22 protein-coding genes and 2 pseudogenes are annotated in these 22,549 nt (G+C 61.4%); 9 read left to right on the forward strand and 15 right to left on the reverse strand.

The window, feature by feature from the left end:
* Positions 1 to 13 precede the first annotated feature (13 nt).
* Positions 14 to 1,366, forward strand: a complete 1,353-nt coding sequence (locus ACFOGH_RS12755) for an aminotransferase class III-fold pyridoxal phosphate-dependent enzyme (protein WP_380073451.1) — start codon at positions 14 to 16, stop codon at positions 1,364 to 1,366.
* Positions 1,367 to 1,460: 94 nt separating this feature from the next.
* On the opposite strand, the gene ACFOGH_RS12760 is transcribed toward ACFOGH_RS12755, so the two are convergent.
* A complete protein-coding gene (locus ACFOGH_RS12760; RefSeq protein WP_380073452.1) occupies positions 1,461 to 2,171 on the reverse strand; it encodes a helix-turn-helix transcriptional regulator in 711 nt (236 codons plus the stop codon).
* 65 nt (positions 2,172 to 2,236) lie between these two features.
* Between ACFOGH_RS12760 and ACFOGH_RS12765 the strand changes: the two genes are divergently transcribed.
* Positions 2,237 to 2,848 carry a glutathione S-transferase family protein gene (locus ACFOGH_RS12765; protein WP_380073453.1) on the forward strand — a complete coding sequence of 204 codons (612 nt, stop codon included), beginning with the start codon at positions 2,237 to 2,239 and terminating at the stop codon, positions 2,846 to 2,848.
* Positions 2,849 to 2,908: 60 nt separating this feature from the next.
* Here the strand turns inward: ACFOGH_RS12765 and ACFOGH_RS12770 are convergent, their stop codons facing one another.
* Together ACFOGH_RS12770 and ACFOGH_RS12775 are read right to left on the reverse strand one after the other, a co-directional pair.
* Positions 2,909 to 3,196, reverse strand: coding sequence for an HU family DNA-binding protein (locus ACFOGH_RS12770; protein ID WP_380073454.1), 288 nt, complete (start codon positions 3,194 to 3,196; stop codon positions 2,909 to 2,911).
* A 122-nt stretch (positions 3,197 to 3,318) separates the two neighbouring features.
* A complete protein-coding gene (locus ACFOGH_RS12775; protein WP_380074005.1) occupies positions 3,319 to 4,794 on the reverse strand; it encodes an AMP nucleosidase in 1,476 nt (491 codons plus the stop codon).
* A 129-nt stretch (positions 4,795 to 4,923) separates the two neighbouring features.
* On the opposite strand from ACFOGH_RS12775, the gene ACFOGH_RS12780 reads away from it, so the two are divergent.
* The 4 genes from ACFOGH_RS12780 to ACFOGH_RS12795 all read left to right on the forward strand — a co-directional run bounded on the left by ACFOGH_RS12780 (position 4,924) and on the right by ACFOGH_RS12795 (position 8,102).
* Positions 4,924 to 5,754, forward strand: a complete 831-nt coding sequence (locus ACFOGH_RS12780; protein ID WP_380073455.1) for an SDR family oxidoreductase — start codon at positions 4,924 to 4,926, stop codon at positions 5,752 to 5,754.
* 45 nt (positions 5,755 to 5,799) lie between these two features.
* Positions 5,800 to 6,366, forward strand: a complete 567-nt coding sequence (locus ACFOGH_RS12785; protein WP_380073456.1) for a DUF1349 domain-containing protein — start codon at positions 5,800 to 5,802, stop codon at positions 6,364 to 6,366.
* Positions 6,367 to 6,975 (forward strand): TetR/AcrR family transcriptional regulator, encoded by a 609-nt coding sequence (locus tag ACFOGH_RS12790; protein WP_380073457.1) that lies wholly within the window; start codon positions 6,367 to 6,369, stop codon positions 6,973 to 6,975. It abuts the gene before it with no gap.
* A 170-nt stretch (positions 6,976 to 7,145) separates the two neighbouring features.
* Complete coding sequence (locus ACFOGH_RS12795; RefSeq protein WP_380073458.1) at positions 7,146 to 8,102, forward strand: TerC family protein; 957 nt, start codon at positions 7,146 to 7,148, stop codon at positions 8,100 to 8,102.
* 322 nt (positions 8,103 to 8,424) lie between these two features.
* On the opposite strand, the gene ACFOGH_RS12800 is transcribed toward ACFOGH_RS12795, so the two are convergent.
* From ACFOGH_RS12800 to ACFOGH_RS12835, 8 genes are all read right to left on the reverse strand, one after another.
* Entirely contained in the window at positions 8,425 to 8,922 is a 498-nt protein-coding gene (locus tag ACFOGH_RS12800) for a flavin reductase family protein (RefSeq protein WP_380073459.1), read from the reverse strand.
* A gap of 3 nt (positions 8,923 to 8,925) precedes the next feature.
* Positions 8,926 to 10,269, reverse strand: coding sequence for a glutamine synthetase family protein (locus tag ACFOGH_RS12805; RefSeq protein ID WP_380073460.1), 1,344 nt, complete (start codon positions 10,267 to 10,269; stop codon positions 8,926 to 8,928).
* Positions 10,266 to 10,925, reverse strand: coding sequence for a TetR/AcrR family transcriptional regulator (locus tag ACFOGH_RS12810; RefSeq protein WP_380073461.1), 660 nt, complete (start codon positions 10,923 to 10,925; stop codon positions 10,266 to 10,268). The genes ACFOGH_RS12805 and ACFOGH_RS12810 overlap by 4 nt, the downstream gene beginning before the upstream one ends.
* A complete protein-coding gene (locus ACFOGH_RS12815; protein WP_380073462.1) occupies positions 10,922 to 12,202 on the reverse strand; it encodes an alpha/beta fold hydrolase in 1,281 nt (426 codons plus the stop codon). Before ACFOGH_RS12815 ends, ACFOGH_RS12810 begins: the two co-directional genes overlap by 4 nt.
* A 1-nt stretch (position 12,203) precedes the next feature.
* Positions 12,204 to 13,511 carry an acyl-CoA dehydrogenase family protein gene (locus tag ACFOGH_RS12820; protein WP_380073463.1) on the reverse strand — a complete coding sequence of 436 codons (1,308 nt, stop codon included), beginning with the start codon at positions 13,509 to 13,511 and terminating at the stop codon, positions 12,204 to 12,206.
* Between the two features lie 18 nt (positions 13,512 to 13,529).
* Positions 13,530 to 14,582, reverse strand: coding sequence for a peptidase M29 (locus tag ACFOGH_RS12825; protein ID WP_380073464.1), 1,053 nt, complete (start codon positions 14,580 to 14,582; stop codon positions 13,530 to 13,532).
* 581 nt (positions 14,583 to 15,163) lie between these two features.
* Positions 15,164 to 15,874 (reverse strand): hypothetical protein, encoded by a 711-nt coding sequence (locus tag ACFOGH_RS12830; RefSeq protein ID WP_380073465.1) that lies wholly within the window; start codon positions 15,872 to 15,874, stop codon positions 15,164 to 15,166.
* Positions 15,874 to 17,289 (reverse strand): hypothetical protein, encoded by a 1,416-nt coding sequence (locus ACFOGH_RS12835; protein ID WP_380074022.1) that lies wholly within the window; start codon positions 17,287 to 17,289, stop codon positions 15,874 to 15,876. The genes ACFOGH_RS12830 and ACFOGH_RS12835 overlap by 1 nt, the downstream gene beginning before the upstream one ends.
* Here ACFOGH_RS12835 and ACFOGH_RS12840 point away from each other — a divergent pair.
* Together ACFOGH_RS12840 and ACFOGH_RS12845 are read left to right on the forward strand one after the other, a co-directional pair.
* A pseudogene (locus tag ACFOGH_RS12840) lies at positions 17,261 to 17,647 on the forward strand (integrase core domain-containing protein); the annotation flags it as partial. The gene ACFOGH_RS12835 and the pseudogene ACFOGH_RS12840 overlap by 29 nt on opposite strands.
* A pseudogene (locus ACFOGH_RS12845) lies at positions 17,635 to 17,817 on the forward strand (IS3 family transposase); the annotation flags it as partial. The pseudogenes ACFOGH_RS12840 and ACFOGH_RS12845, both read left to right, overlap by 13 nt.
* A gap of 223 nt (positions 17,818 to 18,040) precedes the next feature.
* On the opposite strand, the gene ACFOGH_RS12850 reads toward ACFOGH_RS12845, so the two are convergent.
* The 4 genes from ACFOGH_RS12850 to ACFOGH_RS12865 form a co-directional block, all read right to left on the reverse strand.
* Positions 18,041 to 18,676 carry a flavin reductase family protein gene (locus tag ACFOGH_RS12850; RefSeq protein ID WP_380073466.1) on the reverse strand — a complete coding sequence of 212 codons (636 nt, stop codon included), beginning with the start codon at positions 18,674 to 18,676 and terminating at the stop codon, positions 18,041 to 18,043.
* Positions 18,676 to 19,599, reverse strand: coding sequence for a carbon-nitrogen hydrolase family protein (locus ACFOGH_RS12855; RefSeq protein ID WP_380073467.1), 924 nt, complete (start codon positions 19,597 to 19,599; stop codon positions 18,676 to 18,678). The genes ACFOGH_RS12850 and ACFOGH_RS12855 overlap by 1 nt, the downstream gene beginning before the upstream one ends.
* Positions 19,600 to 19,680: 81 nt before the next feature.
* Positions 19,681 to 20,601: a fumarylacetoacetate hydrolase family protein gene (locus tag ACFOGH_RS12860; RefSeq protein ID WP_380073468.1), complete on the reverse strand. Its 921-nt coding sequence runs from the start codon at positions 20,599 to 20,601 to the stop codon at positions 19,681 to 19,683.
* 9 nt (positions 20,602 to 20,610) lie between these two features.
* Positions 20,611 to 21,732, reverse strand: coding sequence for a cupin domain-containing protein (locus ACFOGH_RS12865; RefSeq protein ID WP_380073469.1), 1,122 nt, complete (start codon positions 21,730 to 21,732; stop codon positions 20,611 to 20,613).
* A gap of 139 nt (positions 21,733 to 21,871) precedes the next feature.
* On the opposite strand from ACFOGH_RS12865, the gene ACFOGH_RS12870 reads away from it, so the two are divergent.
* Complete coding sequence (locus tag ACFOGH_RS12870) at positions 21,872 to 22,549, forward strand: FCD domain-containing protein (RefSeq protein ID WP_380073470.1); 678 nt, start codon at positions 21,872 to 21,874, stop codon at positions 22,547 to 22,549.

A 22,549-nucleotide genomic window follows, 5' to 3' on the forward strand; every position in this document is an offset into this window, starting at 1 on the left:
GGAAGGAAAGACGATGAAAGACGAAAACTATCTGAAGGCCCACAATGCCCGCAGCATGTGGCATCCGATGACCGCCCCTTCTGACAGCCTGAAAAACCCGCCCGCGATCATCACCGGCGGCAAGGGTGTGCGCATTACTGATATTGACGGGCACGAAGTGGTCGATGGCGTGGGTGGGCTGTGGAATGTCAACCTTGGCTATTCCTGCCAGCCGGTGAAAGACGCGATTACCGCGCAGATGGAGCGGTTGCCGTATTATTCGACCTTCCGCGGCACCTCGAACGATTGTGTCATCGAACTGGCCGAGGAGTTGCGCAAGTTCTTCGCGCCGGATGGGCTTGTGCGGGCGTTCTTCACCTCGGGCGGGTCGGACTCGGTTGAGACCGCGCTGCGGCTATCGCGGCAGTATCACAAGATCCGGGGCGATCAGGGGCGCGTCAAATTCCTGTCGCTGAAGAAGGGCTATCACGGCACGCATATGGGCGGGGCTTCGGTGAACGGCAACGCCAATTTCCGCACCATGTATGAACCCTTGTTGCCCGGCTGCCATCACATTCCGGCCCCCTATACCTATCGCAACCCGTTCAACGAAAGCGATCCGGCCAAGCTGGCGCAATTGTGCTTGCAGGCGCTGGAGGATGAGATTGCCTTCCAAGGGGCCAGCACGATTGCGGCCTTTATCATGGAGCCGATTTTGGGCGCGGGTGGGGTAATCCCGCCGCATGAAAGTTTCATGCCGGGGGTTGAGGCGATCTGCCGGAAGAATGGCATCTTGCTGATCGCGGATGAGGTGATCACGGCATTCGGGCGCACTGGGGCTTGGACGGGTAGCAGGCTTTGGGGCGTGAAGCCCGATTTCGCCTGCACCGCCAAGGCGATCACCAATGGCTACTTCCCGTTTGGGGCTGCGATGATCTCGGAACGGGTGGCCGAGGTGTTTGAGGCCGACGAGACCGGCAAGGCCGCCATCGGCCACGGCTATACCTATTCCGGCCATCCGGTTGGGGCGGCGGCGGCGCTGGCGTGTCTGGCGGAAACGCAGAAGCTGGACGTGAAGGTGAACGCCGCCGCGCGGGGGACAGAGCTGTATCAGGGCCTGCTGGCGTTGCAGGCCAAGCACGCGCTGATTGGCGATGTGCGTGGCGGGCATGGCTTGATGTGCGCGCTGGAACTGGTGGCGGATCGGGCGTCGAAAAAGCCCGCTGACAAGGCCATCCCCGGCAAGGTGCAGGCGGTGGCGTATCAGTCGGGCGCGATGGTGCGGGTGTCTGGCAACAACATCATCATGTCGCCGCCCTTGGTTCTGACCTCGGCGGATGTGCAGGTGATCTTGTCGAGCCTTGAGGCGGGGTTTGCGGCGCTTTGATCTTTCCCCGCTGGGAATGACTTGTGTATAGGCTAGGTTTTTTGGGGGTTTTCTACCATATATGGTGGTTTACCCCAAAAAACCTGCGGTTATCTTACCGAATGGTTTCTGCCAAGCGTGGCGCCACAGCGCGCACTTGGGCAATGTAATCGCGCAGCATCGGCACCCGGCGCGGGCGAAAACTTGCACCCGACAGCGCCACATCCTGCATCTGGCCCAGATGAAAACGCCGGAAATCCTGCCGCAGGCAACACCATGCCAGACACATCAGCGCCTGATCAAAATACACAATCGACAGTGGCCAGATGCAGCGCTGCGTCTGGCTGCCGTTCTGATCCAGATAGGTCAGGCTGACTTCTTGTTCCGCCCAAGAGGCTTCGCGCAGCAGGGCGACATGTGCGGGCGGTGGTGTGCGCGTCTGAAACCGGATTGAGCGTGACACCGCATGGATGGCTTGGCGCTGCACGCGTTCCGGCAGGGTCGCGGTGATCTTGGCCATTGCCATTTCGGCAGCTTTGGCCAAGGCAGGATCGCCCATCTGGCGCACTTCTGCCAGACCCAGCACCAGCGATTCAACTTCGATACGGGTGAACATTTGCGGCGGCAAGGCGGGGTCTTCTGTCAACGTGTAGCCCACGCCCGCCTCGCCGTCGATCAAGGCACCGCCTGCGCGCAAGCTGTCGATGTCGCGGTAGATCGTGCGCTCGGATACCGCCATTTCCTCGGCCAAGCGGGCCGCTGTCACGGGCTGCGGCAACAGGCGCAGCGCGGTCAACAGGCGGAACAATCGGTCGGATTTGGCCATGACATCCTGACGGTTTCTGGCAGTAGGGATGGAGCATAGTGACGGTATGGAAATAAGCAACGGAGATGAAAATGCTGACCCTGTTCCACGCGCCGCAGTCGCGGTCCACCGCCATCGTCACGCTGATCGAAGAAATGGGGATCGCCGACAAGGTAGAGATCCGGCTGGTTGACATTGTGCGCGCCAGATTTGGCACGGGGGCTGCTGATGCGGCGAATCCGCACCCGGAAAAGAAGGCGCCCTGCCTTGTGCATGACGGCCATATCATCACCGAGCGCGGGGCGATCATGACCCATCTGACCACGCTGTTCCCTTCGGATATGGCACCTGCGGTCGGCACTCCGGCCTGGGGATCGTTCCTGACTTGGATGAACTGGTATCAGGGCGTGATGGAGCCGGTGCTGGTGCTGGATTTTGGCAAGGTGGCGCATCCGTCGCTGACGGCGACGTTTCGCGGTGTGGATGAGGTGACGGCGCGGATCAGGGCGGCGCTGGAGCATGGGCCGTGGCTGCTGGGTGATCATTTCACCGCTGCCGATCTGCTGGTGCATTCGCCCTATGCGTGGTTCGACAATGTGCCGGATGATCCGCTGATCAAGGATTGGGTGGCGCGCTGCATGGCGCGGCCGGCGCGGCTGAAGGTGCTGGCGGCGGATGCAAGCCAGATGGCGGCCTGAGGCGCACGAAAAAAGGGCCGCCCGGTGGGCGACCCTTTTCAAAGGCGGTGCCGTCTGGGATCAGGCGTTGACGCTGTCTTTCAGGGCTTTGGCGATGGCGAATTTCACCTGCTTGTCGGCAGCTTTCGTCACCGTCTCGCCGGTGGCGGGGTTGCGCACCTGACGCTCGGGACGCTCGCGGCAAGCCATCTTGCCCAGACCCGGCAGCATCACCGAGCCGCCAGCCGCAACTTCACGCGCCACAACGGTCGCAACGGCATCCAGCGCAGCGGTTGCGGTTTTCTTGTCGGCGCCCATTGCGTCGGCGATGGCAGCCACCAGTTGGGTTTTGGTCATGGCTTTGTTCATGGTCTTGTCCTTGTTTTCGGCCCTCGTTCTTCAGGGCCCTGATAGAGTGATGGCAGGGGCTTCTCATGCTTTCGCGCCCGATGGCAAGCCCTTTTTGGCTTAAAATAAGGGATTTCCTTGGGTCAAAGGAACGCAGTCTCTTCAAAGCTGCGCAACTTGCGGCTGTGGATCCGCTCGATTGGCATATCGCGCAGGCGCTCCATCGCGCGGATGCCGATTTGCAGATGGCGGCTGACTTGGGTCTTGTAGAACTCGCTGGCCATGCCGGGCAGCTTCAACTCGCCGTGCAGGGGTTTGTCGGACACACAAAGCAGCGTGCCGTAGGGCACCCGGAAGCGGAAGCCGTTGGCGGCGATGGTGGCGGATTCCATATCCAGTGCGATGGCGCGGGATTGCGACAGGCGCTGGACAGGGCCGGATTTGTCGCGCAGTTCCCAATTGCGGTTGTCGATGGTGGCGACGGTGCCGGTGCGCATGATGCGTTTCAGCTCGTAGCCTTCCAGTTGGGTGACTTCGGCCACCGCCTCTTGCAGGGCGATCTGAATCTCGGCCAGCGCCGGGATCGGCACCCAGACGGGCAGATCGTCATCCAGCACGTGATCCTCGCGCAGGTAAGCGTGGGCGAGGCAGAAATCGCCCAAGGACTGGCTGTTGCGCAGGCCCGCGCAATGGCCGACCATCAGCCAGGCATGCGGGCGCAGCACGGCGATGTGGTCGGTGGCGGTTTTGGCGTTGGAGGGGCCGACGCCAATATTGACCAAGGTGATGCCATTCCCATCTGCGCGCTTCAGGTGATAGGTCGGCATCTGCGGCGTTTTGGTCGAGGGCAGGATCACGCCATCGGGCGTGGTGATTTCCTGATTTCCGGTGGCGACAAAGCTGGTGTAGCCGGTGTCTTCGTCGGCGAGGGCGGTACGGGCGTAGGCTTCGAACTCGTCCACGTAGAACTGATAGTTGGTGAACAGCACGTGGTTCTGGAAATGCGTCGCATCGGTGGCGGTGTAATGCGACAGCCGCGCAAGGCTGTAATCAACGCGCTGTGCGGTGAACGGCGCAAGCGGTTGCGAGCCGTCGACGTTGTGAGTGCGGGTGCCGTTGACGATATCGTCGTTGGTGGTGGCCAGATCGGGCACGTCGAACACATCGCGCAAGGAAAACTCCAGCACGCCTTCCTGCGGGACAGAGACCAGCGGGTTGCCTGCGACGGCGAAATGCACCGGGATTGGCGTGTCGGAATAGCCGATCTGCACGGCGACATTGTGGTTGTGCATAAGCAGGCCGATCTGCTGGATCAGATAGTTGCGGAACAGATCGGGGCGGGTGACAGAGGTGGCATAGGTGCCGGGGCTTGCGACATGGCCAAAGGCCAAACGGCTGTCGGTCTTGATGTGGCTGCTGACCGTCAGGCGGATTTCGGGGTAGAAGGCGCGCAGGCGGGTGGCGGGTTTTGACCCGGTTACTGCGGCGCTGAAATGGTGGGACAGAAAACCGATCGCGTCGGCGTAAAGCGCCTCGAGCCGGTCAACGGCGGCGGCGGCATCGGTGAAGGAGTCGTGGTTGGTGGTGGTGGGCGTCAGAGCGGGTTCATCGTGCATCATATCATCTTCTTCATTTTGATCGGGCATCTAAGGCCGAAGCGGGCAATTTCGCAAGTGAAGTCTTGATGACACGGGCTTGCGGCGAACTGGGGTCTTGCGAAGCGGTGGGCGGGCAGGAATAAAGGCGGGATGAAAACCTTGCTTTCCCTTGGACATGGCTATTCGGCGGCGGCGCTGGCGGCGTTGCTGATCCCGCTGGGGTGGCGGGTGATCGGCACCACGCAAACCCCGGACCGGATTGCGGATTTGCGCGCACAAGGGGTGGAGCCGCTGCTGTGGCCCTGCGATATTGGGCCTGCGCTGGGAGAGGCGACGCATATTCTGGCCTCGGCCGCGCCGGATGGGTCGGGCGACCCTTTCCTGCATGCAGTGCGTGATCTGATCATGGCGGCGCGGGCGGAATGGGTGGGCTATCTTTCGACCACCGCCGTCTATGGTGATCATCAGGGCGGCTGGGTGGACGAGGAAACCCCGGTCAAACCGCAATCGGGGCGGGCGGTGGCGCGCGTGCTGGCAGAGCGGCAATGGCTGGCCACGGGCTTGCCGGTGCAGGTGTTCCGGCTGGCGGGCATTTATGGCCCCGGTCGTGGCCCGTTTGAGAAAGTGCGCGACGGGTCGGCGCGGCGGGTGATCAAGGCGAACCAAGTGTTCAGCCGGATTCATGTGGCGGATATTGCCGAGACTTTGCTGGCGTCGATCCGGCACCCTGACCCCGGTGCGATCTATAACGTCTGCGATGACAACCCTGCCCCGCCCGAGGATGTGCTGTCTTATGCGGCGGCATTGCTGGGATACCCCGAGCCGCCCACGGTGCTGTTCGAGGAGGCCGAAATGTCGCCGATGCAGATCAGTTTCTATTCGGAATCCAAGCGGGTTCGGAATGACAAGATCAAACGCGATCTGGGCGTGAAGCTGAATTTTCCGACCTATCAGGATGGCTTGCGCGGGCTGTTGGACTAGGCCTTGCGCGCGCGTGACGTCTTACCCCTTTTGGCGGAGTTTGCGATGGACTGGGATAGGTTGCAGTGGCTGAACCCTCCGGCAGCGGTGGCGCTGAAGGGTGGCGCGTTGCATGTGACAACGGGTGATCAGACCGATTTCTGGCACGGCACCTATTACGGCTTTCAGCACCACAATGGGCACTTTCTGCACCAGCCCGCGCCTGCGGAGTTCAGTGTTGAGACCACGCTGCGGGCGGATTTCTCGCAGCAGTATGATCAGGCCGGATTGATGATAAGGGCCGATGCGACGCATTGGGTGAAATGCGGGATCGAGTTTGTCGGCGGCGTGGCCTATCTGGCGGTTGTCGTGACCAATGGCATGTCGGATTGGTCGCAGATGCCGCTGCCGCGGTTTGATGGCCGATTGCGGCTGCGGCTGACGCGGGTGCGCGATGCGGTCTGGGTGCAGTATCTGGAAGCGGATGCGTGGAAGATGCTGCGGCTGGCGTATTTCCCACCGGAACTGACTGTGGATGCCGGGGTGATGTGCTGCTCGCCCTCTCGTGCGGGGCTGAGGGTGGTGTTTGAGGCGGTGGCGCTGGGTGTGCCTGTTTCGACGGAAGCCTACTGAATGACCAAACCGCCGCGGAAACTGTCGCGTGAGGCCCGGCGCGTGCAACTGATCGAGGCCACCATCGAGGTGTTGGCGATCAAGGGTTACGCGCGGGTGACGATGAGCGATGTGGCGGTGCAGGCCGGGCTGTCGCATGGGTTGGTGAACTTTCATTTCCAGTCGAAAGAGTTGTTGCTGGCCGAAACGCTGACGTATCTGGCCGATGAATATGTGCAGAACTGGCAGGCGGCACTGGCGGCGGCTCCGCCCGATCCTGCCGCGCAACTGGATGCGCTGATCCGCGCCGATTTCACGGCAGAGTTGTGCACGCCACAGCGGCTGGCGGCGTGGTGTGCGTTTTGGGGCGAGGCGCAGAGCCGGCCGCTCTATCAAGAGAAATGCGGCGCGAATAATGCCGAATATGTCACCCGGCTGGAGGGATTGTGCGCGGCGCTGCTGGGGCCCGCGGGCAAGCCTGTGCGGGTGGCGCGGGCGATCCGGGTGGCGAGCGAGGGTTTGTGGATGGATCTGGTGACGCAGGCCGAGCCTTACAGCGTCGATGAGGCGCTGGAGACTTTGCTGGACGTGGCGGCGGCGTTTTTCCCGAAAGCCTTCACGCGGGCGTGAGATTTTTCGGCGCAAGGGGTTGAACCCCGGTCATGCCACCCTAACTGTGGAGGGCGAGACGGGCCCCTCTGACGATGTTTCATCGTGATGTCGGATCGCATCGAGTGCGCTCGATGTCATGCCCGTGTGCTTTGGCTGACTTCTGGCGTTTGTGCAAAACAGAGGACAGTATGGACATTATCACTTCACTATTTTTGGGCACTCCGATCTGGATGTGGCTGACCTTTATCACCATCGTGTTGGTGCTGCTGGCGGCTGACCTTGGGTTGGTCAACAACGGCGACCAAGAGATCGGTGTGGCGAAAAGCCTGCGCTTGTCGGCGGTGTATATCGCGCTGGGTGTGGCGTTTTCGGGCTTTGTCTATTGGCAGATGGGATCGGAAGCCACCGCGCAGTATCTGACGGCGTTTGTGGTGGAAAAGACCCTCGCGATGGACAACGTGTTTGTTATCGCGTTGATTTTCAGCAGTTTTGCCATTCCGCGGATGTATCAGCACCGGGTGCTGTTTTGGGGTATTCTGGGCGTGATCGTGTTGCGCGGCATCATGATTGGTCTGGGTGCGACGCTGGTGGCTGAATATGCGTGGCTTTTGTATGTGTTCGCCGCTTTCCTGATCTTTACCGGCATCAAGATGCTGTTCACGGATGAAAGCAACCACTCGGTCGATGGCCCGGTGCTGCGGTTTCTGAAGCGGCATCTGCGGGTGACGGAAGGGCTGGAGGGCAACGCGTTTTTCGTGAAGCGTGACGGTTTGCGCTATATCACGCCGCTGTTTCTGGCGCTGGTGTTGATCGAGATTGCGGATCTGGTGTTCGCGGTGGATTCGGTGCCTGCGGTGTTCGCGATCACCACCAACCCGTTCATCGTCTATACCTCTAACATCTTCGCTATTCTGGGTCTGCGGGCTTTGTACTTCGCGTTGTCGGCGATCTTGCACCGCTTTGCTTACCTGAAATACGCGCTGTCGCTGCTGTTGGTGTTCATCGGGTCGAAAGTGTTCGTGGCCGATTGGATGGGGCTGGAAAAGTTCCCGCCGAGCTGGTCGCTGGGTGTGACCTTTGCGATCCTGGCCGCTGGTGTGGGGTTCAGCCTGTATAAGACGCGCGGCAAGGTGGCCGAGCATTAAGGGGGAAGGCCGATCCAGTGGATCGGCCTTTCTCGTCTAAGGCTGATTAACAGGCACCCGCTGGCGTGCAGCGAAAGTGCGGGCGGAGACAGGAAACGCATTGCGTTTCCCCGCCCGTGCGCGCGGTTTCACCCTGTAATCACATCAACGATAAACCACTTGAGGCCGGTGCCCGACCCGGCGGGCGAGAAGCGCCCGCCATGGGCGGGTCGGGCGCTGGCCGGGCCTTGGAGGCCCGGCGGTTTCAGCGGCACCTGCCTCGCGTGGCGAAGGCGATGGCCTTCGCCAGATTGCGTAGGATGAATGTCGATCCGCCCTAAGATTAAGGGATATGCACCGCGCGTTTGTAGGCGCGTTGGCCGTAGAGCAGGGCATCGTGGTTATCGGTCAGCGCAACGGCGCTGACTTCACCGACCATGATGTAATGGGTTTCCCAGAGCAGCGCGGTTTTCAGGCTGCATTCAAAGCTGGCGGACGCCTCGGTCAGCACGGGCTGGCCGCCCTGCCCCGGATGCCAGTTCACCGCATCAAAGCGGTCGCCTTCCGGGCGCTGGCGGCCCGAGAACAGGTCTGAGGTGGCCTGTTGCGCCGCACTCAGCAGGTTGGCGCAGAAGGCGCGGTTGCGCAGAATCGCAGTGGCGGCGGGTGAGAGGTGATGCACGCAGACCAGAAGCGACGGGCCTGCGCCATCGGCGGAAACCGAAGTCATCGACGACACCGTGACGCCGAAGCGACCGGCCTCGCCATCGGTGGTGATCACCGAGACGAAGGTGGAAGCGCGGCTCATGGCTTCGATGAAGTGGTGGCGCAGGTCGGTCATAAATTACCCCAGATCAAAGAAGCGTTGCAGTTCGACGTCGGGCACTTTCTTGCGGAATTGGTCGTATTGGCTTTGGCGGGTGGCGGCAAAGGCCTCGACAAAGCGGGGGCCAAGCCAATCGCGCGCGAAGGCGGAATTGCGCAGGCGGTCGATCGCCTCGGGCATGGAGCGGGCGAAATCTGGGCGGTCGCCTTCAAGGTTATGGCCGTTGCCGATGACTTCGGGTTCGGGCTCGATCTTCTCGATGATGCCTGCAACGCCTGCGGCGATGGTTGCAGCGGCGGTGAGGTAGGGGTTGGTATCGGCCCCCGGCAGGCGGTTTTCGACCCGCAGGCTGCCTGCATCATGGCCGACCACGCGGAAGCAGGTGGTGCGGTTTTCATAGCCCCAGGTCAGCCCCGGCGGCGCGAAGGTGCCGGGGGCGAAGCGGCGGTAAGAATTTACCGTGGGCTGGCAGATCAAGGTCATGTCGCCGATGTAGCGCTGTAGGCCGCCAATGAAATGGCGGAAGGTTTGGGAAATGCCGTTCTTTGCGCCGTCTTGGTAGAAGATCGGCTTACCTGCGGCGTCTTTCAGCGAGATATGGACGTGGATCGACTGGCTGTCGGCATCCTCTGTCCAGCGCGGCATGAAGGTGACGCAGCGGCCTTGCCGCATCGCCAGCGCGCGGATGAAGTTTTTCAAGAGCACCAACTGGTCGGCAGGCTCTAACCCTTCACCCGCGCCGATGCAGGCCTCCATAAAGCCGCCGCCGATTTCTTCGTGCATCTTGGCAAGGTCAATGCGCAGCGGGCCGCACATATCCGACACCGCCTCATACCATTCCTGCTGCACGGTTTGATACAGGATCAGATCGTGACTGGCGTGCATGGTGGCGGTTTTCAGGTTGCGATAGCCTTTGTCGCGGGCGGATTCGGGGGTCTCATCGAACAGGGTGTATTCCAGTTCCATGCCGTATTTCGGGGTGAAACCATGGGCGCTCGCGCGGTCGAGCACGGATTTCAGGATCGAGCGCGGGCAGAGGGCTGCTGTGTCGCCGGAGTATTGGGTGAGCAAAAGCAGGTCATGACCGGGGCGCGCCCACGGGATGCGGCGGGCCGAAGTGGGGTCGACGATCAGGGGATCATCATGGAAATCGCTGGTGCCGTCGGTGACGCCGGGCATGACCAGCATTTCATCGGTGGGGTCGAGGGCAAGCTGCGCCGGGGCCATGCCCATGCCGGATTTCAGGATGCCGTTCAGGCTGCGGCGGGACACCATCTGACCGCGCAGCAGGCCGTTGGTATCGACCAGAGCGACGGTGGCAAAGCGGCTGGACTCGTCGTCAAGGAAGGCTTGCAGGCTCATTTTGTCCCCGTGATGGTTTGAAGTTGGGCCAGATCTTTGGCCGGGTCGGTGGCATAGGCTTTCAGGAACACCCGCAGGCCGTTGTGGATGTAGCGGGCGAGTTCGGGCTTTGTCGGGATCCGATCTGGCAGGTGCAGGGCCTGGTTTCTGGGGGCCGACAGGATCAGGCCCCAGAGGTCTTCGGCGGCGAGTTCGGCATCGTCGAAGGTCAGCTTTCCGGCATCGCGCTGGCGGGTCAGGTAGGTGATCATCCCGGCCAGAACGCGGTCTGGCCCGGCGGCTTGGTAGGCGCGGCCAATCTCGGGGAAGCGTTGCGCCTCGCCGATGATCAGGCGGGCAAGCGAGAGGAATTCGGGGCGCATGACGGTATCGGCGTAGTGCCAAGCGAAGTGATGCAGTTCGGCGACCATGTCGGTGCCGGGGTGATCGAAGGCCAAGAGCATGGTGTTACGCTCGGCCAGCATGATCTCGGTGAACAGTTGTTCCTTGGTGCCAAAGTATTGGTAAAGCGTGGGTTTCGAGACGGCGGCCTTGGCGGCAATGGCATCCATCGAGGTGCCGGAATAACCTTCGGCGGCAAAGACCGACAGGGCCGCGTCGAGGATGCGGCGCTGTTTGGCGAGACGGTTGAGTTCGCGTTGCGGCAGCGCGCTCATGCCAGCACCCGGCGGAGGAATTGCAGCAGGGGGCGGTTGTAGGCGGCGGGCTGGGCGACGTTGCAGACATGGCCTGCGTCCGCAATCACCTCAAACCGAACATCGGGCAAGGGCGCGGCGTCGGTGATGCGGCCTGCGACGGCGCGGATTTCGGTTGGGGGCGCGAGGCGGTCGTGTTCGCCGGTCATCAGCAGGGTGGGCATGGCGAGGCGCGCGAAATCGAAACGCTCCAGCGGGTTGGTGAAGCAGCGCAGGGCATCGCGGTAGGTGGCGGCGGGGATGGCGGACATCGAGGCCAGAAGTTCGGCGCGGATGGTGTCGGAGGCATTGGGGCCTGCGATGACGTTGACCACGGCGGGGGCGAAATCGGCGGGGGTCTGGCCTGCATCGAGGGGGACTTCGCGGCTGACGCGGAAGGCTTCGCGTTCTTCGGGGCCAGCCTCGGACATTCCGGTGCAGCCGCCGGAGAGGACCAGACCCGCGAGTTTGTCGGGGTGGCGCATGGCAAAGCTGGTGGCGATCCACGAGCCATAGGAGAGGCCGCAGAGGATGAGTTTCTCGGCGTTGAAAGCGGCCATGACGCGCAGGATATCTTCGCAATAGTCGTCGATGGTGGATTGCCGGAAACCGAGGGTGCTGTCGCCATAGCCGCGCAAATCAAGCGCTGCGGCTTGGGCAAGGTTGCCTGCGGCGCGCAGTTGGGCATTCCAGTTGCCGCGCGCGCCGCCGATGCCGTGCAGGAACAGGATCAGCGGGCCGGGTTTCGCGGGGGTGTGGGTCAGGGCGAGTTGCGGGGTGCCGGGCAGGATGCGGGTTTCAAGCGGCGCATCGGGGAGGGTCGGTTCAGGTGTGGTCAGGGCGGTGGTCGCGGTGGAAAGCGCGTCGATGCCTGCCTCGAAAATTGGTTTGGTGCCATTGGCGATTTCGGCGGCGCGGGTCGGGGGGGCGACGATTTCCGCGCTCCAGTTGATCACCGAGCCTGCGGCAGAGGGGGAAATCGTGAGACGCGCGGTGTAGCGGTCGGCACCCCGGATGCCTTCGAGATGGGTGTAGGCGAGGGTGCGGTCGCTGTCGGAGCGGTAGATCAGTTGCTCGCGATACACTGTGTCCTCGCCATGGGCGGTGAAGCGGCGGATTTCAGCGCCGGTGGCGCTGCGCTCTGCCGCAATGGTGGCAAGGCCGGGGTGCCATGCGCCGCAGAAATCGCGCGCCACTGCCCAGACGGCGTCGGGGGCGGCAGGGGTCCGGCCCATCACATGAACGGTTTCGCGGGACATCTTAGCGCAAGCCCTTGAGCGAGCCGGACTCGCCACGCCACAGCGACGAGCGTGCGCCGCCTTCATCGCCGGGGGCTTTGTCGAGTTCGTCCATGTCGTAAAGCGTGAGGACAGACAGATAATCCTCCATGATTTCCGAGGTATAGGGCAGCATCAACGCGCCGCAGCGGCTGTCGCGATACATCCGCTCTAGCGGCATGGATTTCAGCATCGACTGGCCGCCACAGGTGCGGATGGCCAAAGCTGCGATTTCCTGCACGCCTTCCATGACGTTATACTGTGCTGCATACATCCGCAGCACTTGCGCTTTCGATGGCATCCCCTGCGCCTCCATAAACGCCTGCCACCACAGCGCGCGCATGTTGGCCAGACGGGCATACATCTTGCCCACGGTGATCCGTTTGGTGCCGAACATGCGGCGGTCGGCGGCGGGCTGGCCTTCGACCTCGCCACGCAGATAGGCGACGGTGAAGTCATAGGCCCCTTGGGCGAGGCCCATGTAGGTGGGGCTGAGGGTCGCCATCATATGCGGCCAATGCGGCAGGGTCTTGATGAACAGGCCGCGCGGCATCATCAGATCGTCTTCCGAGACGAACACATCTTTCAGCACCAGATCGCGGGAGTTGGTGCCGCGCATCCCCAGCGGATCCCACGAGCCTTGCACGGTCAGACCCTTGGCCTCTTTCGGGACGACGAAGATCATGGTGTCTTCGTGGCGGGGTTCCTGCCCTTCAAAATGTTCGGTGCAGACGATGGAATAATAGTCGCAATAGCCTGCAAGGCTGGCGAATTTCTTGAAGCCGTTGATCACCCAGCCGCCATCCACCTTGCGGCAGTTGGTTTGGGCGGGTTTGGAGGTCCAGTTCTGGCCTGCTTCGGAAATGGGTTGCGAGTAGATGCCCTGCTCGGCCACGGCGCGGCGGAATTGGCGTTCGCGCAGGGGCGCGAAGGCGGCGCGGTCTTCGTCGGTGAGGTTCGGCAGTTCATACATGAAGCGCGACCACATCATCGACGAGTTGTGCATGTTGAAGGTCAGCGCGGTGGCACCGCAGTATTTGCCGATCTCGGCGCCGCACATCGCGTATTCGCCCAAGGAAAAACCGTGGCCGCCAAATTCGGTGGGAACGGTCAGGGTCAGGAAACCTTCAGCAGCGAGGTCTTTGTAGTTTTCCACCGGAAAGCTGGCTTCCACGTCTATGGCCTTGGCGCGGGCGGCGAAGGTGGGGCCCATCTCATTGAGGCGGTTCAGCACCGCTTGCACTTCGGGGCGGATGCGGGTGAGGTCGTAGTAGTCGGCAATCGTGCTCATGGGTTTTCTCCGTTGCGCTTACAGCGCGAGTTCGCCTTGAAGGACGCCCGCTTTGACGACGATGCGTCCGTCAAGGGCGATGGTGCAGTTGCGCATCGGCAGATCAAAATGGCCGAGCGTGTAGCGGCCTGCGTATTGGTTGGCCCCGGTGGACCACAGGAAACTGCCGGGCAAAGCGCGGAATTCGACGGCCTGCATGTCGCGCTTGTCATACATCGCGGCGCTGATCCAATGGGCGTGCGGGTTCATCCCCCAGCCGACGTGGCTAAGGCCGTAAGCGTTGGGATCATCCCAGGCGGCCATGTATTCGCGGAAGTGCAAGGCGTCGATGCCGTCGCCTTTGATGGCAGTGACGAAATCATTCTCGACGGTGCAGTCGATGCGGCTGGTCAGGTAGGTTTTGAACGTGAGGTTCATATCGCCCACGTCCATCACGATGCGCCCGTTCACCGCATTCTTGCCGGGGAAAGCAAGGCAGAGGCCGCCGGGCCAATGCGCCACGTCACCCGGCTTGGTGCCGAAGCCTGCGGTGCCGCCACAGGGCGCGCCGCGCAGATCAATGATCAGATCGGTGCCCGCGGCAGAGGTGACGTGCATCTCGGATGCCTCGCGCAGCATCTGGGTGCCAAGGGCGACCTTGGGGCCATGTTCGGCGCGGGGTTCGGTGCGCTCCAGAATCTCGGGGTGTTCGTTGGTGATCACCAGCAGGCGGGTGCGGCCTGCTGCCTCGATCTCGGGCCATTCGGGGGCGTGGATCAGGCCTTCGACGGTGCAATCGACGATGACTTCGACCAGTTTCAAAGCCTCGATCACAGCGCGGTTCTGCTGGATCGCCCAGCTTGTGCCGGTGGATTTGACCGGGACCGGCGCGTTCTGTGGCGGGGTCGGCATGGTGATGATGCAAAACTCGGCACCCAGATCATAGGCCGCGAGTTCGCACAGATGCACCAGCACCGGGCGCGATTGGGTTTCGCACAGGATGGCGATGGGGGTGCCGCGACCGATGCCGTTCAGCGCCAACACGCGACGGAAGGCGGCGAGCCATTTGCCCTCGATCCGTTCTTGCATCATCGCGGTTTCTCCTTTGGCGTTTGGATTTGAGTCGAAATCTTTTACTGATCGGTTTAGTAATTATCAGACTCATGTTTGTGTCAACAAGATTTTCGAAAATCTTGCGCGGTGGCGAATATCTGGGGATGAAACGGCAGCCATAAAGCCGCTGGAAACAGCTATCTTGGTGGTGAGGGACGAGGCAATCAGCGCCCACAGCTTGGTTAATCTTGAATTTTTTTAATATATATATATCAATGCGTTGAGAGACTTCCCAAAATGACCCCTTCGCCACCGTCGCCGAAGAATTGCCATCGGCGTGAAATTGACCTGTTTGAGGGCAACGGGCATCTCGGCACAGGCAAACTACCGCGTTCGACCGCCGGTTAGGAATAGCTCAGACCCCCAATTTCGAGAACGCATGCGTTTCTGCGGTGGCGGACGCATACCCGGGTCACTACGGGGTGGAAATCAACAGCCAGGAATCTGAATGCTTCACAGCCTTGGCCCTGAACAGCCATTCAAGTGTTCAGATGAGGGTCAGAACTTTGCGCGAAGCCGCGCGATAAGTGCGAAATGCCAAGCGCATAAATTGCAAATCTCTAAGGTGCCACTCTTTCAAAGTCATAGACCGCGTCCACCTTGCAGTCAGCCATGCCAAGCAGAGCAAGCGCCGCAGCATCTTTTTTCGATGCAGCTGCAAGGCGCAGTGCCATTGTTGCCTCGGCGCGATCGGGGGCGGTGAGTGTGGCGGTTGCGGTGACCTTGACATCCAGCGTGCCATTGGCCGGAACAGGGAAAACCCCGTCAAACTGAGTAGGACTGCGTTCGGTCCAGCGAATGCCATCTGGCGCGGTGCTGAGGGCGAATTTGCCAGGGTGAAACTTGCCGCCCCATGTGATCTGTTTGACACTGCCCATCGCATCCACCAGCGGCGGCACCATGTCCGCAACCTGCGGCAAGCAGCCCTTTATCTCTTGTACGCGCACCGATCCGCGCCATGCGCCGTCTTCTGGGATGATGGTGAACACCTCAATCGGGCAAACGCCATCGCCGCCATAGGACGCGTCGACTTCTTCGACGCTTGCGCTGCTCCAGATATAGTCATTGTCTTTCTCGACCAGCACCATGTTCTCTGCGCCGGGCGGTGCCGGGCTGCCGACAAGCGCTTCATACTCGCTCATTGTTATGGACAGCTTGCAGGCGCAGCCCGCATCGCCACAATTGGCGAAGAGGATGCGCGCTTCGGCGTGTGCAGGCTGTGTCAAGCTAACAAGCGTCAGAAGTCCGGCAATGATGAGGTGGGTTCGCATCACTTTTCTCCGTTCAATTTTGCGCGCAAAGCGCCGGCGACCTCTGGTTTCAGATTCAGTTTGGTGCCGGGGATGCCCGATGCAGACGCGACCGCGCGCAGAGAGGATTTCAGCAACACAACTGCGGCTTTATCGGTGTCTTTGGCGGAGCAGAGCGGGCCAAGGGCGGAATCGGTGCAGGGCCCTATGGCGACATCCCATTGTCGCGGGTTCAGCGCGGCCATCACCTGCAAGGGCGTGCCAGAATAGAACTCTACCGACGCGGCCTTGGCGGTGGCTCCGCCTGCGGTTTCATAAACCAGCGCCGCACTGGCCGCCCAACCCGGCAACAGAATATAGCGCAAACCGCCGGTGCTATCAGTGACAGAGCAAGGCACATCGCCCAGACAATGTGCTGCGGCGGGTTCGCCGTTTGGCAAAGTCAGTGCAGTTTGCGCTGCGCTGGCGGTGCGCAGCAGGGTCACATCGACCGAGGCATCGGGAGTAACATTCAACGCCGCAGCATAGAGATGGCCAGTGCCCCCCTCAGCAAACCCCTCAATCACCCAGCGTCCCGGATCCAGCGCGGTTTTCCAACCGTGCGGCTGATAGTCCGTGCCCAGCACCTCTGAGGATTGGCCGCTGACCGGGGTGGCCTGCCAGCGGGTGAAAATGCCGTCATACTGGCCCTTGATCCAGATCGGCACCGGACCAGAAGCGGCGGGGACATTTTCGACCATGCCGATGGTTTCGATGGGTGTCAGCGGGATTTCAAATGTTTGACCCTTTGCATTTGTCACGGTGATTTCTGCACCAAAGCTTCGCCCGGCGATCACCTCGGCGTGGATACGCCAGCGACCGGGGTAAAGCTCTGCGGTCCAAGACCCCGTTATGGGGTCGGGCATGGCCAGCGCCTCTGGGGCGCCGGCTTGGGGGTCCAGCGGCTCGGCTGACCACAGGATCGGATCCCCTGAGAAGGCGGCGGGAACCGACAGCACCACTGGCAAAAAGCTTGGCCCAATGGCTGGCGCGGCGTCGACCTTTTCGAGTGTCACGGTAATCGGGCGACTATGAACCGTTTCGTTGTCCAGAAACACATAGCGGAACTCAAAAACGCCCGGCTCATCGGGCATTCTGAATGTCATCTCGGACTGACCTGCGACATAGCCATAGTCAAAGCGTTCGTTATCTGCCTGCCGATAGAACTGGATGTTGTCGAGATGGGCACCCGGCCCAACCCAGGTGATTGTCACATCGCTGCCGACCTGCGCCGTGTCGGGTGCGGTGATTGACACCGGGGCGTCACTCAGTGTCAGAGGCCTGCGGGCAATGATCTCTTGCGCTTTGAGCATATAGGCTGTGTCACAGAAGCGGATGATGTGGGCGAAACTGACGATGTGCCCGCCGAGGATGCTGAACGTGGTGGACGACGTCACTCGAGAATGCCTTGCCGCGATCCAGGACACCTCGATCTCGGGACGCCGCGTGGCCCGCGAGCTGACAGCGCTGATCGAACGGCGTGGTAAACCCGGCATGATCGTCAGTGACAACGGGACGGAACTGACCTCGAACGCGATCCTCAAATGGTGCGCCGAGCACAAGATCGAATGGCACTACATCGCGCAGGGCAAGCCCATGCAGAACGGTTTCGTCGAAAGTTTCAACGGCAGGATGCGGGACGAATTTCTGAACGAGACATTGTTCCGCAACCTCGCCCATGCCCGTGATCTGATCACGGCTTGGGTGACCGACTACAACACCGAACGCCCGCACTCGGCCCTCGGACACCCGACAACCCGGAAATCGGTGAAGAGATGCACAAGATCGCCGAGAAGCGCCGTCGCTTCGGTTATCTGCGTGTGGGCATCATGCTGGAGCGCAAGGGCATGATCATGAACGAAAAGCAGCTCTACCGGATTTTCAGAGAAGAAGGCCCCTCTGTGCAGCGCAGGCGGGCGTGTAAGGCGATTTGAAAGCAGCCTGTTTTTGCGGGTCGGTCTGTGGACCGGCCTAACCTTTAGAGCCAAATTGAAAAAAGCCATCCAATGGGCAGTTTTTATCTTATCGCCAAGAATAGGTCGCTTTGCATTGCCTTGTTACTCGGCGAGAAAATCCACCATCTCTACATCGGAATCCTTATAAAACAATGGAATAGAGAAAATATTTGGCGTCTTAATGGCAGTTGTTTCATCGGGGGGTTTGCTTGGGCCAATCCGCCCATTTCGGGCGATCAAGTTCGAAGGTTTCGTGGCTGCGCACGTAGGTCGAGCCATAGCCGCGCGCCACAAGCCCCAAGGCCGGGGTGTCGATATGGGCGCGTTCGGCGTTCAGGATGAAGCGGTCGTCGATATGCACGGCCAATACGCGGCCGATGACGATGGTCTGATGTGGGCCGGTGATGACCGAGGACAGCATCGCACATTCAAACGCCACCGGACTGGCGGCGATGCGCGGCGGGCGGATATGCAGCGACGGCGTGGTGGCAAGGTCTGCAAGGTCAAGCTCGTTCACCCCGGTGGGGGCATCGACCGAGGTGGTGTTCATCTGCTGCACCAAGGCCTCGGGCACCAGATTGACGACAAATTCGCCGGTGGCGAGGATGTTCGCCGCCGTGTCCTTGAAGCCGCGTTTGGGGTCGGCCATCAGGCCCAGGGTGATGGTGGGCGGGGCGGAACCCATGACGTTGAAAAAGCTGTAGGGGGCGGCGTTCAGCGCGCCCTTTGCGCTTTGCGTGACCACCCAGGCAATCGGGCGTGGCATCACGGTGGCGGCGAGCAGTTTGTAAGCAATGGGCTCGACCACCTTATCCAGATCCCAGTGCATCAGATTTCCTTCACGGCGCGTTTGGCGCGGGTATCGACGGTCAGTTCAAACACATCGGGGCGGGCATAGTGGCCCGTGACGTCGAAATCATATTTCGCGCGCATCACCTCGGTGGGGTCGATTTCGGCATAAAGGATGGTCTCGCCGCTGAAATCCGGGCCCGCCAGAACTTTGCCCAGCGGGCCGATGATTGCTGATCCGCCGCGCATCATCACGGTGTCGGGTGCGTCGCCCAGCGCACTTTCATGCTCGGGGCCGTAGGCGGCGCGGGTGATGTATTGACAGGCGGTGAGCACGAAGGTGCGGCCTTCCATCGCAATGTGCTGCATGGTGGGCAGCCAGGTGTCACGATCATCGGCGGTGGGGGCGCAGTAGAGGCTAACGCCTTGATGATACATGTGCATCCGCAGCGCGGGCATGTAGTTTTCCCAGCAGATCACAGCGCCGATGGTGCCAAGATCGGTCTTGAACGTGGGCAGGGTAGAGCCATCGCCAAAGCCCCAGATCAGCCGTTCGGCTGCGGTGGGCATCAGTTTGCGGTGCTTGCCGACAAGGCCCTTTGCGCCATCGAAGTAAAGCGCTGTGCAGTAGAGGGTTGCGCCATCGCGTTCGATTGCGCCGATGACGGCGAAGGTGTTGGTTTCGGCGGTGGCATCGGCCAGCAGTGCCACTTCGGGGCCGTCCAGATCAATCGCAGCCGCGTGGTAGCGGGCGAAAGCGGCGCGGCCTTCGGGCTTGCGCATCCCAATGGGCGCGCCAAAGCTGGCGCCTTTCGGATAGCCGCCCAGCAGCGCCTCGGGAAAGACCACCAGTTTCGCGCCTTTCGCAGCGGCCTCGCGCAGGCTCGCGGCGGCCTTTTTGGCGGTGGCGAGGGGGTCGTTGGGCAGAGAGGCGATTTGGGCGACGGCGACGGTGAAGCTCATGGCTGGTTCCTTGTGTGGCAGGCCGCCGGGGGCCAGCCCCCGGACCCCCGGGATATTTGAGCGCAGAGGATGACCAAAGCGTCAGTCTGGCGTGGTGTTGATAACGGGATGGCGGATGGTGCCGATGCCTTCGACTGTGGCGATAACCACGTCACCCGGCCAGAGCCATTCTTGCGGGGTGCGACCCGCGCCGACGCCTTCTGGCGTGCCCGAGGCGATGATGTCGCCAGGTTCCAGCGTGATGCCCGAGGAGATGTCGGCGATCAGCGTGGCGACGTTGAACAGCATGTGGCGGGTGTTGGAACGTTGTTTTTCCACACCATTGACGGTAAGCCAGAGGTCGAGGATTTGGGGATCGGGCATGTCGTCGGCGGTGATGATGCAGGGGCCGAAGGGGGCGTAGGTGTCTTGGCCTTTTGAGAAAATCCATTGCCCCGCGCGGCGGTTGTCGCGGGCGGAAATGTCGATCATCACCGAATAGCCGAACACATGGTTCAGCGCAGCTTCGCGGCTGACGCGGCGGGCGGTGGTGCCGATGATCACGGCGAGTTCGACCTCCCAATCAAGCTGTTGCGTGATCTTGGCGTTGTGTTCGATGGCGTCACCGGGGCCGATCACCGTGGTGGGGGGTTTCGAGAAGATCACCGGCTGTTTCGGCAGGTCTTTTGAGGTATCGAGAGATGCAGCACTTTCGGCGACGTGTTCGACATAGTTCAGACCGATGCCGAAGATGTTCTTGCGCGGGCGGGGGATCGGCGCAAGCAGGGTGACATTGGCCAGATCGGTGGCAACGCCGGTGGCATAATCGCCCTCAGCACCTTCAAGGCAGGCCTTTAGCATGGCAAGACCGGGGCGGCCTGCGTCAATCAGGGCCAGCATGCTGTCGGGCAGATCTTCACCCATCATCGTGCCCAGATGGGCGACATCCACCACCAGATCGCCGTCCATGACGCCAAGCTTTGCTGCGGCCTCGACCGAAGCGCGATACGTTACCAGTTTCATATCTTGTCCTTACAGAAGCGGCTGGTGGCCGTTGTTGTCGCCAAAGGCTTCCTCGCGGTAGAGGCCGAGCGCCCGCATCACCGGAAGATCCGAGAGGCAGAACAGGCAGGCATCCTCGCCCGGTTGATCGTTGACATGTTCATGCCAAGCCCAGGATGGCACGCAGAAGATGTCCCGCTCCTGCCAATCATAGCGTTGGCCGTTGATGATCGAATGGCCGCGGCCCTTGGCGACGTGATAGAGGTAGCTGCCGGTGTGGCGGTGGGCGCGTGTGTGTTCGCCCGCGCGCAAGAGTTGCATCGAAGCGCCCAGCGTCTGCATCACCGGGCCGTTTGTCACCGGGTTCACATATTCCATCAGCACACCGTCGAAGGGCGAGCCAGCGGTGGCACCGGCGTATTTCACCAGCGCGTTATAGGTGGGGGCCCATTCGTATTTGAACATCGGGCTGTAGCCTTTGTTCCACGCGCCGCCACCGGGGGTCAGGCCGGCGTTGCCCCAGGTTTTGGTCATATCGTCCACCGGATAACCGACGGCTTGGCCAAGATCGGGATGCACCTCGTAAAAGTTCGCCTCCATCGCGTTGACGAAGGGGATGTCGAGGCCGTCTTGCCAGATGCAGGGGCTGCCTTCGGCGGCCACACCATGTTCGTGCCATGTGCCGTTTGGGGTGAGGACGAAATCATTCGCGCCCAGCGTCATCTTGTGGCCATCGACCACGGTGTAAGCGCCGCTGCCTTCCATGATGAAGCGGATGGCGCTGGCGGAATGGCGGTGGGCCGAGGCGACCTCGCCAGGGTTCATCACTTGCAGGCCCGCGTAAATCCAGCCGACCGCTGCGGCCACATCGGTGCGGCCGGGGTTGTTGAGGTAGATCACCCGCCGCCCCGCCTTTTCTGGCGTGACGAGTTGCACCGAGCGCAGCACGTGTTCGCGCAAATCGCGGTAGTGCCAGACCACAGGGACGGATTGGCTTTTCGGCTGCCACGGCTCGATCTTGTTGGCCACCGTCCACAGGGCGCCCGCTTTGAATTTATCAAGCTGGTCGTAGTAGGCCAGCAGTTCGGGCGTGTCTTCGACATTGGCACGGCCCACCACATCCTCGCGGTGATTTTCGCGTTGATTGCTCATATCCCTGCCCCCTGATGCCGAGTCTCTGGATGCAAGATGCCAGAATTATTTACGCAAGCAAGTAATATTTTCGAAAATAATGAAATTGCCATCCGATCTGCCCTGCGCCATACTGGCATAAGCAGAAAGAGGCCCCCGAATGACTTTGGCAGAAACCGCCTATGATGCCTTGCGGCGCGATATTGTGCGTGGGGTGCTGGCTCCGGGAAAGCCGCTGCGGATGGCGCAATTGTCTGAACGCTACGGCATGGGATTCTCGCCGCTGCGAGAGGCGCTGAACCGCTTGCAGGCCGAGCGGTTGGTGACATCCATCGCCCTGCGCGGGTTTTCGGTGGCGCCACTGTCGATGGCGGAAATGTGGGATACGATCAACACCCGCGTGCTGATCGAACAACGCGCGTTGCGGCTGGCGATGGCACAGGGCGGGGATGATTGGGAAACCGGCATTGTCAGTGCGCTGCACAGTCTGACGCTGCAATCGACACGGGCGGCAGAGGGCGGGGCGGATGAGCAGAAACTGCTGGAAGACCGCCACCACGGCTTTCATCTGGCGCTGATCGCGGGCTGCGGATCAAGCTGGCTGCTGGAGTTTTTTCAGCGGCTTTATGCGGAAGCCGAACGCTATCGCTATCCGATGCTGCAACAGCGCAATGTCGAAAATCACCGCGATATTCAGGCCGAGCATGCGGCGCTGGCGAAGGCCACGCTGGCGCGCGATGCCGATCTGGCCTGCGATCTGTTGGCCGAGCATTACCTGCGCACAGCACGGTTCATCGAGGCGCAGATGACGGCTGCCCCACAGGCACAAAGCGCCTGA

Source organism: Cypionkella sinensis (assembly GCF_042646385.1).
GTDB lineage: Bacteria > Pseudomonadota > Alphaproteobacteria > Rhodobacterales > Rhodobacteraceae > Cypionkella > Cypionkella sinensis.